At 72.1% G+C, this 13,665-nt stretch carries 17 protein-coding genes; 10 read left to right on the forward strand and 7 right to left on the reverse strand.

The window, feature by feature from the left end; all coding sequences use genetic code 11:
- Both C1J00_RS25005 and C1J00_RS25010 read right to left on the reverse strand, forming a co-directional pair.
- The coding region (locus C1J00_RS25005; protein WP_102911298.1) for a ribonuclease H family protein at positions 1-511 on the reverse strand (511 nt) is incomplete at its 3' end.
- 40 nt (positions 512-551) lie between these two features.
- Positions 552-1,349, reverse strand: coding sequence for a VOC family protein (locus C1J00_RS25010; protein ID WP_102911299.1), 798 nt, complete (start codon positions 1,347-1,349; stop codon positions 552-554).
- 195 nt (positions 1,350-1,544) lie between these two features.
- Here C1J00_RS25010 and C1J00_RS25015 point away from each other — a divergent pair, with 195 nt between their 5' ends.
- Positions 1,545-2,453, forward strand: coding sequence for an SGNH/GDSL hydrolase family protein (locus C1J00_RS25015; RefSeq protein WP_102911300.1), 909 nt, complete (start codon positions 1,545-1,547; stop codon positions 2,451-2,453).
- Positions 2,454-2,469: 16 nt separating this feature from the next.
- Positions 2,470-3,360, forward strand: a complete 891-nt coding sequence (locus C1J00_RS25020) for an aminoglycoside phosphotransferase family protein (protein ID WP_102911301.1) — start codon at positions 2,470-2,472, stop codon at positions 3,358-3,360.
- A gap of 129 nt (positions 3,361-3,489) precedes the next feature.
- On the opposite strand, the gene C1J00_RS25025 is transcribed toward C1J00_RS25020, so the two are convergent.
- Complete coding sequence (locus C1J00_RS25025) at positions 3,490-3,972, reverse strand: VOC family protein (RefSeq protein ID WP_102911302.1); 483 nt, start codon at positions 3,970-3,972, stop codon at positions 3,490-3,492.
- Between the two features lie 121 nt (positions 3,973-4,093).
- Between C1J00_RS25025 and C1J00_RS45445 the strand changes: the two genes are divergently transcribed.
- The 3 genes from C1J00_RS45445 (at position 4,094) to C1J00_RS25035 (ending at position 5,643) form a co-directional block, all read left to right on the forward strand.
- Positions 4,094-4,285: a hypothetical protein gene (locus C1J00_RS45445; RefSeq protein ID WP_180989685.1), complete on the forward strand. Its 192-nt coding sequence runs from the start codon at positions 4,094-4,096 to the stop codon at positions 4,283-4,285.
- A 114-nt stretch (positions 4,286-4,399) separates the two neighbouring features.
- Positions 4,400-5,041 (forward strand): ATP-dependent Clp protease proteolytic subunit, encoded by a 642-nt coding sequence (locus tag C1J00_RS25030; RefSeq protein ID WP_102911303.1) that lies wholly within the window; start codon positions 4,400-4,402, stop codon positions 5,039-5,041.
- The gene (locus C1J00_RS25035; protein ID WP_102911304.1) at positions 5,041-5,643 is read left to right on the forward strand and encodes a ClpP family protease; all 603 of its coding nucleotides are present in this window, start codon (positions 5,041-5,043) and stop codon (positions 5,641-5,643) included. Before C1J00_RS25030 ends, C1J00_RS25035 begins: the two co-directional genes overlap by 1 nt.
- 71 nt (positions 5,644-5,714) lie before the next feature.
- Here the strand turns inward: C1J00_RS25035 and C1J00_RS25040 are convergent, their stop codons facing one another.
- Complete coding sequence (locus tag C1J00_RS25040) at positions 5,715-6,128, reverse strand: helix-turn-helix domain-containing protein (protein ID WP_102911305.1); 414 nt, start codon at positions 6,126-6,128, stop codon at positions 5,715-5,717.
- A gap of 204 nt (positions 6,129-6,332) precedes the next feature.
- Here C1J00_RS25040 and C1J00_RS25045 point away from each other — a divergent pair, with 204 nt between their 5' ends.
- Entirely contained in the window at positions 6,333-7,220 is an 888-nt protein-coding gene (locus tag C1J00_RS25045; protein WP_102911313.1) for an RNA polymerase sigma factor SigF, read from the forward strand.
- Positions 7,221-7,322: 102 nt separating this feature from the next.
- Here C1J00_RS25045 and C1J00_RS25050 read toward each other — a convergent pair whose 3' ends face one another.
- Positions 7,323-7,787, reverse strand: coding sequence for an ATP-binding protein (locus C1J00_RS25050; RefSeq protein ID WP_102911306.1), 465 nt, complete (start codon positions 7,785-7,787; stop codon positions 7,323-7,325).
- A 186-nt stretch (positions 7,788-7,973) separates the two neighbouring features.
- On the opposite strand from C1J00_RS25050, the gene C1J00_RS45450 reads away from it, so the two are divergent.
- From C1J00_RS45450 to C1J00_RS25060, 3 genes are read left to right on the forward strand one after another with little or no spacing between them, the layout of a single operon-like run.
- Positions 7,974-8,114 (forward strand): hypothetical protein, encoded by a 141-nt coding sequence (locus C1J00_RS45450; protein WP_180989684.1) that lies wholly within the window; start codon positions 7,974-7,976, stop codon positions 8,112-8,114.
- Positions 8,111-8,695 carry a PRC-barrel domain-containing protein gene (locus C1J00_RS25055; protein ID WP_102911307.1) on the forward strand — a complete coding sequence of 195 codons (585 nt, stop codon included), beginning with the start codon at positions 8,111-8,113 and terminating at the stop codon, positions 8,693-8,695. Before C1J00_RS45450 ends, C1J00_RS25055 begins: the two co-directional genes overlap by 4 nt.
- The gene (locus tag C1J00_RS25060) at positions 8,692-9,108 is read left to right on the forward strand and encodes a PRC-barrel domain-containing protein (RefSeq protein WP_102911308.1); all 417 of its coding nucleotides are present in this window, start codon (positions 8,692-8,694) and stop codon (positions 9,106-9,108) included. The genes C1J00_RS25055 and C1J00_RS25060 overlap by 4 nt, the downstream gene beginning before the upstream one ends.
- A gap of 10 nt (positions 9,109-9,118) precedes the next feature.
- Here C1J00_RS25060 and C1J00_RS25065 read toward each other — a convergent pair whose 3' ends face one another.
- Positions 9,119-10,291, reverse strand: coding sequence for a DUF6777 domain-containing protein (locus C1J00_RS25065; RefSeq protein ID WP_245936493.1), 1,173 nt, complete (start codon positions 10,289-10,291; stop codon positions 9,119-9,121).
- A gap of 176 nt (positions 10,292-10,467) precedes the next feature.
- Between C1J00_RS25065 and C1J00_RS25070 the strand changes: the two genes are divergently transcribed.
- A complete protein-coding gene (locus C1J00_RS25070) occupies positions 10,468-11,766 on the forward strand; it encodes a streptophobe family protein (RefSeq protein WP_102911310.1) in 1,299 nt (432 codons plus the stop codon).
- Between the two features lie 9 nt (positions 11,767-11,775).
- On the opposite strand, the gene C1J00_RS25075 is transcribed toward C1J00_RS25070, so the two are convergent.
- Positions 11,776-12,774 carry a serine/threonine-protein kinase gene (locus C1J00_RS25075; protein WP_102911311.1) on the reverse strand — a complete coding sequence of 333 codons (999 nt, stop codon included), beginning with the start codon at positions 12,772-12,774 and terminating at the stop codon, positions 11,776-11,778.
- Positions 12,775-13,665: the final 891 nt, after the last annotated feature.

Raw genomic sequence — 13,665 nt, forward strand, 5'->3', positions numbered from 1 at the left:
GGGTGTCGGGGGCGGGCGGCGGCTCGGGAGAACCGAGGCCGCTGCCCGCGGGCTCCTGGACGGTGGCGGCCTGGCTGGCGGCGCGGTCGGCGAAGTCGTTGAGCCGGTCGCCGTCGACCTGGTGGGCGGGGACGTAGCGGAACTCGACCGAGCGGCCGTCCAGGAGTTCGTCGATGCGCACGACGAGATCCTGGTTGGCGACCGGCTTGCCGGCGGAGGTCTTCCAGCCGTTGCGCTTCCAGCCGGGCAGCCAGGTGGTGACGGCCTTCATCGCGTACTGCGAGTCCATCCGGATCTCGAGCGGCACGTCCGGGTCGGTCGCCGCCAGCAGGCGCTCCAGCGCCGTGAGTTCGGCGACGTTGTTGGTGGCCCTGCCGAGCGGCCCCGCCTCCCACCGCTCCGGTGCCTCGGAAGCGTCGGCGACGACCCAGGCCCAGCCCGCGGGCCCGGGATTTCCCTTCGAAGCCCCGTCACAGGCGGCCACAACACGTTCACGCATGCGCCCGATCATGCCATGACCTCGGTGGCCGTCCGGCCGGGAGGCCCGCCCCCTAGGCCACGTCGGTCAGCTTCGGCATCTCTCCCTCGGTCTTCGTGATGTCGATCACCGAGAAGTTCGCGCCCTGCGGGTCACTGATCGCCGCGAAGCGGCCGAACGGGGTGGTCATCGGGCCGAACCGCAGCACGCCGCCGAGCTCGGTCGCCTTCGCCACGGTCTCGTCGCAGTCCTCCACGGTGAAGTACACGTTGATGTACGGCTGCACCTCGGGCGGGAAGTCGTCGCCCATCTTCATCCGGCCCAGCACGGTGCGTTCGCCGAGGTCGTAGATCCGAAAGTCCGTCTCGCCGTCCTCCATGTCCCGCTGCCGGTAGGAGAAGACCGCGGGGAAGAACGCGTCGGACTTCCCGGGCTCGCGGGTGAAGACCTCCGCCCAGGTGTAGGCACCGGGTTCGGCCATCGCCTGGAAGCCCTCATGGGTGCCCGCCTGCCAGACGCCGAAGACGACTCCGCCGGGGTCACGGGCCAGGCACATGGTGCCGAAGTCGGCGACCTGCATGGGCTCCATCAGCACCTCGCCGCCGTTGTCACGGATGCGGCCGGCGGTGGCGGCGGCGTCGTCCGCCGCGAAGTACAGGCACCACTGCGACAGGCCCTCCTGGCCGGGCATGGGCGGGACGACGGCGGCGACCGCCTTGCCGTTCGCGTAGGCCTCCGTGTAGTTGCCGAACTCCGCCGACGCCTCGGCGAAGGTCCAGCCGAGGACGTCACCGTAGAAGCTCTTGGCCCCTTCGAGGTCGCCGAACATCGCGTCGGCCCAGCAGGGGGTTCCTTCAGGTTGCACGGCCATGCCTTGGCCCTCTCCGAATGGATGGAATCGTCCGCTTCCTCACGCTAGTCATCCGGCGGCCGGGCCGCGCGTCGAGCGGGCCGGGCCGTCCGGCACGGCCCGGCCCGGACCATCGCGTCCGGCGGATGTCTTCCCCCCGGCGCCCGGCTGTGCTTGCCTGAGTGCCGTTTCGGTGGCCGGGGCGGGAGTTGCCGTATGCGCAAGCCGTGGATCGTGGGGGCACTACTGGCCGGGGTGCTCCTCGGCGGGTGCGGGGATCCCGCGTCCGGACCCGAGGAGCCGGCCCCGGCCGCGCCCCGTGCCTCGGCCACCGCCCATCAGCGGGCCCCTGCCTCTCCCGGTTCTCCCGGCCCGGAGCCGAGGAAGGCCCCCAGGGTGCTGTACCTCGGCGACTCCCTGGCGATGGAGAGTCAGAAGGTCCTGGGCCAGGAGTTACGCCGGGACCTGAAGGCGCGGTACACCGGCGCCCCGTACTCCGGCACCACCCTGTGCGACTACCTGGAGGGCACGGCCGAACGGTCCCTGGTGCCGGCCGCCGACAAGGCCGCCGCGCTGGTGCGCAGGCTGCGGCCCGACTTCGTGGTCCTGCAGTTCTGGGGGAACTCCTGGGGCTACACGCCGTGCATGGACGGCATCACCCACGACAAGTCCCCGGCCCGGTACTTCCGCCGCTACGACGCCGACGCCCGCCGGCTCACCGAGCAGATCACCGCGGCCGGGGGCGGCAGCCGCCCGCGGATCGTCTGGGTGTCCCAGGGCCCGGACCCGATCACCCCCGACCGGGTCCGGCGGGTCAACGCGCTCTACGAGAAGCGGGCCGCCGCCTCGGGTGACCTCGTGGCGGACGCCGGGAAGGCGGTGAGCCCGGCCGCGGGCCGCTACACCTGGACGCAGTACCTGCCGTGTACGGCTCACGAACGTGCCCGCCCCGGCCTGTGCACACAGCCCGGCCGCGATCGCACGGCGCTGCACCGCGACGACGACTATCTGCACTTCTGCCTGGCCCCGACCACCACCCGGCCGAAACCCTGCCCGGTCCGGTCGCCGGGCATCCTGCGCATCGCCCGGGAGGTCACCAAAACCATTCGACAGGCGGCGCGTTGACCGCTCGAATGGCGCCATGTGCGCGGTGCGGATGCATGAGGACGAGCTGGACATCGACGTGTCACTCGTCGGCCGGCTGATCGCGGGGCAGTTCCCGCAGTGGGCCGGGCTGCCGCTGCGGCGGCTGGAGTCCTCCGGGACGGAGAACGCCATGTTCCGCCTCGGTGCGGACAAGGTCGTACGGCTCCCCCGGCATCCCCGGGCAGTGGAGGCCATCGCGCACGAGCTGCGCTGGCTGCCCCTGCTGGGCCCGGGGCTGCCCGCCGCCTCGCCCGAGCCCCTCGGCCGGGGGGAACCCGGTGACGGGTTCCCGTGGCCCTGGTCGGTCTACGGCTGGCTCGGCGGCCGCAACCCGGTGCCCGGCAGGATCGAGGAGCCCGCCCTGCTCGCCGGGGACCTGGCGGCGTACGTCACGGCCCTGCGCCGCATCGACGCGTCGGAGGGGCCCCCGGGTTATCGGGGCGTGCCGTTGGCGACCCGTGATCCCTTCCTGCGTGAGGCGCTCGGGCGGCTCGCGGGGCGGGTCGACAGCACCGCGGTGACCCGAGTGTGGGAGGAGACCCTGGGCGCTCCGGAGCACACCGGTCCGCCGCTGTGGGCCCACGGTGACCTGATGGCCGGGAACCTCCTGGTCACGGGCGGGCGGCTGAGTGCCGTGATCGACTTCGGCACGGTCGGGGTCGGGGATCCCGCCGTCGATCTCATCGGCGCCTGGTGCCTGCTGCCGGCCGCGGCCCGCGGCGTCTTCCGCGAGGCCGTGGGGGCCGGCGAGGCCGAGTGGGTACGGGGGCGGGGCTTGGCCCTGTCGATCGCGGTCATCGCGCTGCCGTACTACTGGGAGACGAACCCGCCGGTCGCGGAGAACTCCCGGTACGTGATCGAGGAAATCCTGACCGAGGCGGCGTAGGGGCGCGGCGGCTTCCTCGCGGGTCGGCTTCCCGGTGGGTCGGCTTCCCCACCGGTCGGCTTCCCCCGCGGAGCGGATTTCGTACACGGCGGGTTCCCCGCAGGGCGGCCCCGCCCCTGGCCGCGCGGGTCACTCGCCCGCGTACGCCTTCTCCAGCGTGGCGATGTCGAACTTGCTCATCGCCATGAACGCCTGGGTCACCCGGGACGCCGTCGCCGGATCCGGGTCGCTGATCATCTCGGAGAGCCGGTCCGGGACGACCTGCCAGGACACGCCGAACCTGTCCTTGAGCCAGCCGCAGGGGCCCGGCTCGCCGCCGTTCTCGGTGAGCCTTTTCCAGTAGTAGTCGATCTCCTCCTGGTTCTCGCAGAAGATCATGAAGGAAGTGGCCTCGGTGAACCTGAACTGAGGGCCGCCGTTGAGCCCGAGGAACCGGTGCCCGTTGGCCGTGAACTCCACCGTCATCACGCTGCCGGCGGCCTGGGGCGCTCCCTCGGGGTAGCGCGCGATCTTGCCGATGCTGGAGTTCTTGAAAATCGAGACGTAGAGGTGGGCGGCCTCCTCGGCCTGGCCGTCGAACCAGAGGCACGTGGTGAATCCGTCGGTGGTCATGAGTCCTCCTGCACCCTTCGAACGCTGTCACCACTGTCGACCGGGACTCGCCCCGGAACTCATCGGCCGACGGCCGGCGAATTCAGGTGGCCGCTACACCGTTCGGAACCAGCATCCGCTCATGACGCCTTCGCCCGCCGACAGCTGCATCCGTCCCTTCCGTATCGACGTACGGCAGAGCGACCCACTGGACGGAGTTCGACCGTGGCGGCCACTCGCGGCGGTGGAGGAGCCGGACCTGCTGGTCGGTGATGTGCGGGCGTTCTTCCGCCGGTTGGGCGAGACGGGCAGAGCCCGAGGACTGCGCCGGTAGCGGATCTGCCGACGGCAGAGAAACCGTTCGCGGGCATCGTCCGAGGCCAAGAGTGGAGTCGACGGCACATCCCCGACACGTCCACGGCGCTTGCCGCCACGACGAGGAGAACCGATGACTCCACTCACGACGCTCACCCCGCGGGCGGAGGAGGGCGACACCCCTCCGACCCGCTTCGACGACCATCTGGCCGCCCAACTGCTCGCGCAGCGCATCGTGCTGCTGGGCACCCAGGTCGACGAGGTCTCCGCGAACCGGGTCTGCTCCCAGCTGCTCATCCTGTCCGCGGAGGACGCCCACACGGACATCAGCCTGTACATCAACAGCCCGGGCGGGGCGGTGCACGCGGGCCTCGCCATCTACGACACGATGCGGCTCATCCCGAACGACGTCTCCACGCTGGCCATGGGCTTCGCGGCCAGCATGGGCCAGTTCCTGCTGAGCGTCGGCGCGCCGGGAAAGCGCTACGCCCTGCCGAACGCACGGATCATGATGCACCAGCCGTCGGCGGGCATCGGCGGCACCACGGCCGACATCGAGATCCAGGCGGAGAACCTGGAGTTCACCAAGCGGACCATCGAGCGGATCACCGCCGAACACACCGGTCAGAGCCAGGAGACCATCTCCCGGGACGGCGACCGGGACCGCTGGTTCACGGCCGAGGAGGCCCGCGAGTACGGCATGGTGGACCGGGTCGTGGAGTCCCTCGCGGACGTCCGCCCGGCGGCCACCCGGCGCAGGATGGGGCTGCAGTGATGGGTTCGTACACGATTCCGAACGTCGTCGAGCGCACCCCGCAGGGCGAGCGTTCCTACGACGTCTTCAGCCGGCTGCTGTCCGAGCGGATCATCTTCCTCGGCACCGAGATCGACGACGGCGTCGCCAACGTCGTCATCGCCCAGCTCCTCCACCTGGAGTCGTCCTCCCCGGAGAGCGAGATCGCGATCTACCTCAACTCCCCGGGCGGCTCGTTCACTTCGCTCATGGCCATCTACGACACCATGACGTTCGTGCAGGCGCCGATCTCCACGTTCTGTGTCGGGCAGGCGGCCTCCACGGCGGCCGTGCTGCTGGCGGGCGGGGATCCGGGGCGGCGGTTCGTGCTGGAGCACTCCCGGGTGCTGCTCGGCCAGCCGGCCGCCGGCGGGCAGCGCGGCATGGTGTCCGACCTGGCGCTCCAGGCCAAGGAGATGGTGCGGATCCGCTCCCAGGTGGAGGAGGTGCTGGCTCGTCACACCCACCACGACGTGGCGGCCCTGCGGGCCGACATGGACCGCGACAAGGTGTTCACCGCGCAGGAGGCGGTGAGCTACGGGCTGGCCGACGAGGTGCTCAGCCGGCGCCTCGCGAGGGTCTGAGGCACCGGCCGGTACGGCTGGCGAGCTCAGGAGGGCGCCTCGCGAGGGTCTGAGGCGCCCGCCGTTACGGCTCAGGCGGCCAGGCACATTCCGTCGTGCGACGAGGCGGACGCCCCTCGGCGGCCCGCGCCCGCGTGGCGCGAGGTGACGCGGGCCAGTTCTCCCTGGGCCCTGGTCAGCAGATCGCCGAGGTTCATTCCGAGGGCGTGGGCCGCGGCCGCGAGGACCTCCGAGGAGGCCTCCTTGCGGCCGCGCTCCACCTCCGAGAGGTAGGGCATGGAGATGCGCGCCCCCTCGGCGACGTCCTTCAAGGTGCGCTCCTGGGCCAGGCGTTCCCGGCGCAACACGCCCCCCACCAGGTCCCGCAGCAGCGGCTCCTTCGCGGCGGGAGCCGGCTGCGCCTGGCGCGGCGGCGCTCCGGCGGGACGCGCGCCGTGCGGGCGCAGAGGGATCACACGGGCTTCGTTCGGCAGGTGGTTGCTCACCGCTCCAGCCTAGGAATCCCGGCCGCCTGGGGAAGGGCCCCGCGTTCCGCCCAGGGTGGAATCACACCCCCACACCCGCGGAGAGGAACATTCCGCCCGATTTCGCCCCTGGGAAAATCGAAGGGCATGCTGCGCGTCGGCCCGGGTACCCGCAACTCGGGAGTACCTATGCAGATGTCCGCCGTGACGTTCGTGGGAGAGGCAATGGAGAGCGCCGTGATCCGGTCAAAGGCACAGGTCGTCGAAGAGAACGCCGAGGCCGGCGCGGGTGACGGAGCACCGCTGGGCGTCGTTGACCCACGGTCCGTGGCCCCGCGGGACGCGAGGCAGCTGTCCCGCCAGTTCTTCCAGCGCCTGACGGAACTCGAAGAGGGCACGCACGACTACCAGTACGCGCGTAACACCCTGATCGAGATGAACATGTCGCTCGTGCGCTTCGCGGCCGGCCGGTTCAGGGGCCGCGGTGACGACATGGAGGACATCGTCCAGACCGGCATGATCGGCCTGATCAAGGCCATCGACCGGTTCGAGCTCTCGCGCGAGGTCGAGTTCACGTCCTTCGCGCTGCCGTACATCGTCGGCGAGATCAAGCGCTTCTTCCGCGACACGACCTGGGCGGTGCACGTACCGCGGCGGCTCCAGGAGCTGCGCGTGGAGCTGGCCAAGGCCCGTGAGGAGCTCGCCAGCCGACTGGACCGCGAGCCGACGGTCGCCGAGCTCGCCACACTGATGAACATCACCGAGCAGCAGGTCGTGGAGGGGCAGATCGCGGCGAACGGGTACAACTCGTCGTCGTTGGACGCCGCCCTCACCGGTGACGGTCCGGAGGGCGGCGAGGCGGTGCTCGCCGACTTCATCGGCGTGGAGGAGGACGGGCTGCGGCTCGTCGAGGACTTCCACTCGCTCGCCCCTCTGATGGCGGAGCTGAGCGAGCGCGACCGGCAGATCATCCACATGCGGTTCGTGGAGGAGGCCACCCAGGCGGAGATCGGTGAGCGGCTCGGCTGCTCGCAGATGCACGTCTCCCGCCTCATCAAGCGGATCATCACGCGGCTGCGCGAGGGCATGCTGGGCGAGCTGGGCTGCGCCTGACACCGTCGGACGACCAGCGGGTGCCGTCCCCCATGCGGGAGTGGGGCGGCACCCGCGACCGCGTCCTGATTCCGTCCGGGTGACGCGTGCGACCCGGACGGTTCACCCCGCGGTCGCCTCGGAGAGCGGCAACACCGCACGCACCCGCTTGCCGACCGGTACCCGCTCCACGCTGACCTGCTCCGCGAGCGCGTGGACGATCTCCAGGCCGTGCCGGCCGATGCGCTCGGGGTTGCGCGGGAAGATGCGGGGCAGCGCGGAGCTGCTGTCGTAGACCGACACCGTCACCGCGCTGTCGGTGCCGACGAGCTCCAGGATGTACGGCCCGTTGCTGTGCCGGTCGGCGTTGGTGACCAGCTCGCTCACCACCAGCAGTACGGCGCCGTCGACCCGCTCGTCGATCCGCGCGCACCACTCGGTCCTGAGCTGGTCGAGGAAGAGCGCGGCGAAGGCCCGCGCCTCGGCGATGCATCCCTGCTCACCGGTGTAGTGTGCCGCCCGCCTCAGCGGTTCCACGGGCACGTCGAAACCAGTCGGTATCACTGCCCCGTCCAGGTGGTCGATCATTCTTTTCTCTCTGGAAGGCCGGACTGGCCGGACGCTCTGCACCAGTGCTCGTACCCCGAGCCGGGCTTTGCAGTCCTGACAGATGCTCGCCCGTTCGGTGCCCAGGCATTGTCCCCCGTTCGCGGGGCACCCGGAAGGCATCAGGGCCGGCCGGGGGCGGCCGGGCCCGGATCGCGGAGGTGCGCGGTGGCCTGGTGGACATGGCTGGTCATGGTGATCGCGGCGCTCGCCGCCGTCGCGGTGGTGACACTCGCCGTGCAGGCGGGCCGCCGGTCGGGGACCGTCATCGCGGTCCGGCGGCGGTCCGGCGGAAAGGGCCCGCGATGAACGAGCTGCTGGCTGCGCGGAGCCTGACGACCCTGCCGGTGGTCACCCTTGGCGGGGAGGCCGTCGCCCAGGTCAAGGACACCGTCTTCGACGCCGCCGCCGGCCGGATCACCGGCTTCACGCTCAGTGGCCTGGGCCTGCTGTCGGGTCCGCTGAAGCAGAGTCTGCCCTGGTCGGCGGTGCACGCGCTGGGTCCGCACGCGGTCATGGTCCGCGATGCCCTGGCGCTGCAGGACACGTCCGCGGTGGTGGCCCGCCGGGAGGCCCAGCAGGGCCGGGTGCTGCACGCGAGGGTGCTGACCGACGAGGGTGCCGAGGTCGGCACCGTGCTCGACGTGATCGTCGAGGGCGGGACCAGCGGCCGGGTCGTGGGGTTCCGGATCGCCGCGGGCAAGGCGCTGGTACAGGGATCCAGACGCCGCCGGCACCGGGTGTACGTGCCGCGCGGCGAGACGCTCGCCGTCTCCGGCCGGGCGCTGGTCATCCCGGCGGACGCCACCCGCTACGTCGCCGACGACCTGCCGGCCTTCGCCGCCCGGGTCGGAGCCTTCCGGGCCGGGCGTGAGGGGACGGCGTCATGATGCTGTTCTCCGAGGCGCAGGGCCTGCCGGTGCTGACGCTGGACGAGGCGGAGGAGGTGGGTGCCCTGAAGTCGCTGACGGTCGACGCCGTGTCCGGCGTGGTCACCCACGTCCGGGTACGCGGCCGGCACTCCCGCAAGGAGACCGTGCTGGCCTGGGGTGCGCTGCACGCCGTCGGTCCGGACGCGGTGCTGGTTCGCACGACCGCCGGACCGGCCGAGGTGCCGCCGCACCACGAGCTGCCGGGTCTGCGGATCCTCACCGAGACGGGCGACACGCTCGGCACCGTCCAGGATGTCGCGTTCGAACCGGAGACGGGCCGGGTTGAGGCGATCGTCACCGCCCACGGCGACCTGCCGGCCGACCGGCTGCTCGGACTCGGGGATTATGCCCTGGTGGTCCGCGCCGCCTGAACCGGCCGGGTCAGGAGGACGGGGCCTGCTCCGTCGTGCCGCCGCCGGTGTCGCTTCCCGTGCCGGTGTCGCTTCCGGTGCCGGTGTCGCCGTCGGGCGGGGGCTGCTGGGTGTCGGACGACGGTGGCTCGTCCGTCGTCGGCCCGGTGGTGTCCGAGTCGGAGGTCGGCGGTTCGCCGGTGGGCGGCTGCGACGACGTCGTGTCGGGCGGTGCCGTGGGCGTCGTGACGCTCGCCGACGGGGAGGGCTTGTCGGGCTTCTGGGTCTTGTGGTCCTTCTTGCCCGTGTCGCCCGGCCGGCGCTCGAACCACTCGCCGTCGGGTTCGCACATCACGAAGGCGTCGACCGGCTCCGGAGCGGGCGTCACCATGACGACGTTCGACGCCTTGTAGCCCGGCCACTCCTCGCCGGTCGTCCTGGGCGCGCTCTGCTGGGCTACCGGCGGGGACAGCGGGTTGCCGCACGCGCAGCGCACTCGTGGCACGCCGCGGTCGTCGACCAGGACGGCCGTGCGGGCCTGGAGGACGGCCTGGTAGCTGGTGGGCGCGCCGTCCTTGTACCCGTGGTTGGTGACGCGGGTGTCCATGCGGAGCTGCACGGGGGTGAGCGAGCGCAGGTAGGCCGGGACCTCGGACGGCTCGATCCGCGCGACCGAGGCGAACGCGCGCTGCTTGTCCGGGGCCTCCCCGAAGTACTTGATCTGCTTCTCCACGTCACAGCTGGCGACGTTGCGGGTGCCGCCGTACAGACCGGGCGCGTCGCCCTTCACGCCCCGGACGGCGTTCTGCGGCGCCGACTCGGTCGCCCCCGAGGGCGAGACCGGCGAGGCGGAGCTCTTCTCCTCGGCCGTCGACTCGGTGAACGCGTCGGGGCCCGTGTCCGCGGCGGGCTGGAGGAAGACCTCGCCGCTGGCCGTGCTGGTGCCGCCGTCGGACGCGCCGGTACCGCCGTTGTCGGGCCGGGAGAGCACCACGGCCAGGATGACGGCGGCCACCACGGCGGTGGCGATGATCGCGACACGGGGCACGGACCCCCACCAGGGCCGGCGGGGCTCCGGGTCCCCGCCGCCTCCGCTGGGCGGCTCCGAGGGCGGGCCGCCGCCGGGCGGTGGCTGGGAGGGGCCCGACAGCGGGCCGGAGGGAGGTCCTGTGGGGCGGCCGGACGACGGCGGATCGACGCTCACGAGTTCTTCTCCCCGCGTGGGTTCTCTGCGGCCTTCGCCCAGGGCGTTTGATCCCGGTACATGCCGCTTGTTCCACTACAGGTTCATTGTGTGCCCCGGTCCCGTACGCCCCGCAAGCCGACGCGGACGGACCTCTCCGGCGGGCGGTCGGCGCGGGGGCTGCTTAGCGTGTCAGCGTGAGTTCGCGCACCCCCTCCGGCCAGGCACGCACCTCCGGCGAACGGGCCGTCGCCCGCCACGGCTGGGCGCATGCCCTCGTCACGGTGCTCGGCGGGCTGCTCGCCATGGCGGTGGTGGCCGGCCTGGGTCTGTGGGCGGCCGGGGCCGCGGACCTTCCGGACGGCTCGTTCGCCCCCGTCGTCGCGGCCACCATGGTCGCCGCCGTCGGCGGCACGGTGAAGCTCGCCGGAAGCGCGGGCGATCTCGCGGACACGCGGGCCGGCCTGACGGTGATTCCGTTGTCCGTCACGCTGACGGGGGCGCTGGTGATCGCCTGGGGGTTCCTGCGGCCGCTGCGGCACCGTGCGGTGGCCGGTGCCAAGGAGCTGGCCGGCTGGGCCGGCCGGGTGGCGGCCCTGTGGCTGCTCGCGCTGATCGGTCTGACGCTCGCCGCCCGCCACACCTTCGACATCTCCCTCGGGGACGACACACTGGGTGAACTCGGCGACCTGTTCGGCGGGTCGCCGAAGGTGGGCTTCACCACGGACGTTCCGCTGTCCGTGTTCGTCGGCGTGGTGTGGCTGGCCGGGGTGCTGGTACTGGCCCTGCTGGTGTCGCGCGGGGCCCCGTTGCCCGCGAAGCTGCTGCGCTTCCAGGCGTCGGTACGGCCGGCCGCGTACGCGATGGTCGCGCTGCTGCTGGCCTTCGTCGTCATCGGCGTGGTCATCGCCCTGATCGTCGCGGCGACCAAGGGGCACGCGCGGGAGACGTTCGCGGTGATCCTGCTCGGCATCCCCAACCTGGTGTGGCCGGCGCTGACGATCGGACTCGGCGCCACCTGGAACGGCCGGGTGGAGGGGCCGTTCGGGCTGCCCATGCCGCAGGTGCTCGACGAGGTCCTGCGCACCCCGGACATCTCCGAACTGAACCTGCGCACGCTGGCCGAGCACGACGGCCGGGTGTGGTGGCTGCTGGTCGTCGACATCGTGCTGCTGCTGGCGGCCGCGTTCGTGATGGCGGCCCGGTCGCCGGCCCGGGTGCGGGCCTGGCAGCACGCCGTGCACATGGCGGTGGCCCTCGTGCTCACGGTGTTCATGATCTGCCTCGTCGGGCGCATCTCCGCGCACTACGGCCTGTCCGTGCTCGGCATCGGGGACCTGGGCGGCGGCCTCGGGGGCGAGCTGTTCCTGAGACCCAGGCTGTGGGGTGCCGTCGGCCTGGCCGTCCCATGGGGGCTGGTGACCGGGTTCGCCGGTGCGCTGCTGGCCCGGCACGTACGGCGGCGCGGCGAGGTGCGCTCCGACAGCGGTGACTGACGCCCCGTTCTACGCCCGCTCCACGAAGACCGGTTCGGCCCAGCGCGGCGGTGGCTTGGGCCGCTCCTCCCCCGCGCCCGGCAGCTGCCGGTCCACTCGCGTGGGCTGTCTCGTGGCACCCCCCTGCCCGCCGCCGGTCGTCGCGGCGCGCAGGGCGGCGACAAAGGCGAGGCAGGACGGGTACCGGTCGTCGGGACTCTTGGCGAGAGCCTGGGCGAAAACGGGATCGACCTGGGGGCCGAGCTCGGGCCGGTCCTCGGTCAGCGGCGGCGGTTCGTCGTACTGGTGGGCCCAGAGCAGGGCCATGTCGTCGTCGCGGAGGAAGGGCGGATGGCCGGCCAGGATCTCGAAGACGACGCAGGCCAATCCGTACACGTCACAGCGGGCGTCGACCGGCTTGCCGGAGATCTGCTCGGGGGAGACGTAGTCGAGCGTCCCGACGAACTGGCCGACGGTGGTGAAGCCGGTGAGCGACAGCGACTTCTTCGTCAGGCCGAAGTCGGTGAGGTAGACGTGCTCGGGGTGGTCGCTGTCGGTGCCGCGGGAGACCAGGATGTTGCCGGGCTTGACGTCCCGGTGGACCAGCCCGTGGTCGTGGGCCGCGTCGAGTGCGGAGGCCACCTGAGCGGCGACGCGTACGGCGGTGACGGGCGGCATCGGGCCCTCGCGGTCGAGGACGTGCCGCAGGTCGCTGCCCGCGACGTACCGCATGGCGATGTACAGCACGCCGTCGGTCTCGCCGGCCTCGAACACCGGCACGATGTGCGGGTGGTCGATCGCGGCGGCGGCCCGGGACTCGTGGGTGAACCGGCGGCGGAAGGTGTCGTTCCGGGCGAGTTCGGGGGCGAGCAGCTTCAGGGCGACGGTGCGTTCCAGGCGCAGGTCGCGGGCCCGGTAGACGACGGCCATGCCGCCGCGCCCGATCTCCTGCTCGATCCGGTACCCGGCGATCTGCTGCCCGATCAGCTCGGAGGGCCGCCCCGAGAACAGGCTCGTCTCGCGGTTCAACGCCCGTCACCCTCGGACGGGAGGACCTGGGTGGGCTCATGCCCCACGACCCGCGTGGGCCGCGCGCCGGCAGGCCGATCCCCCTCGCCTTCACCCTCCCCGTCCCGGTCCTCGCGGGACACGACGCGGGTCGGTTCGAGGGCATCGGCAGACACGACCCTCGTCGGCTCGGGAACGTCGGGGGGCACGACCCTCGTGGCTTCAGGAGCGTCGGCGGGCGCCGTCTTCCCCGGCTCAGGACCGTCGCCAGACACGACCCTCGTGGGCTCAGAAGCGTCGGCGGGCACCACTCGTGGGGGTTGGGGGGCCGCCGGAGGCACCGCCCCCGTGGGCTCGGGTGCCTCAGCAGCCACAACGCGCGTCGGCTCAGGCGTCCCCGAGGGCACCACCCCGGCGGACTCCGGAACCTCAGGCGACACCACCCGCGTCGGCTCAGGCGTCTTCGAAGACACCACCCGCGTCGGCTCAGGCGCCCCCGAAGGCACCACCCCGGCGGACTCCGAAACCTCAGGCGACACCACCCGCGTCGGCTCAGGCGTCTTCGAAGGCACCAGCCGCGTCGGCTCAGGCGTCCCCGAAGCCACCACCCGGGTCGGCTCGGGTGGCTCCGGAGGCAGCGCGCTCGACGCGGGTGCCGGGGCCACAGGTGCGACCACCCGGGTCGGTTCAGGCGCCACAGCAGGGGCAGTCCTCTTCGGCGGGGGCGCCTCCGCAGGGGCAGCCTCCTTCAGCGCGGGCGCCTCCGCAGGGGCTGAGTGCGCCGGCTCGGATGCCTCAGGCTCCGCTGCCCCCTGCATGTCTCTTATACACCATCTCCGAGCCCACGAGACCAGCGCTCAGCTCGTATGCCGTCTTCTGCTTGAAAAAAAAATCCTGAAAAAAACCGTATCT

The sequence above is a fragment of the Streptomyces cahuitamycinicus genome (genome assembly GCF_002891435.1).
Taxonomy (GTDB): domain Bacteria; phylum Actinomycetota; class Actinomycetes; order Streptomycetales; family Streptomycetaceae; genus Streptomyces; species Streptomyces cahuitamycinicus.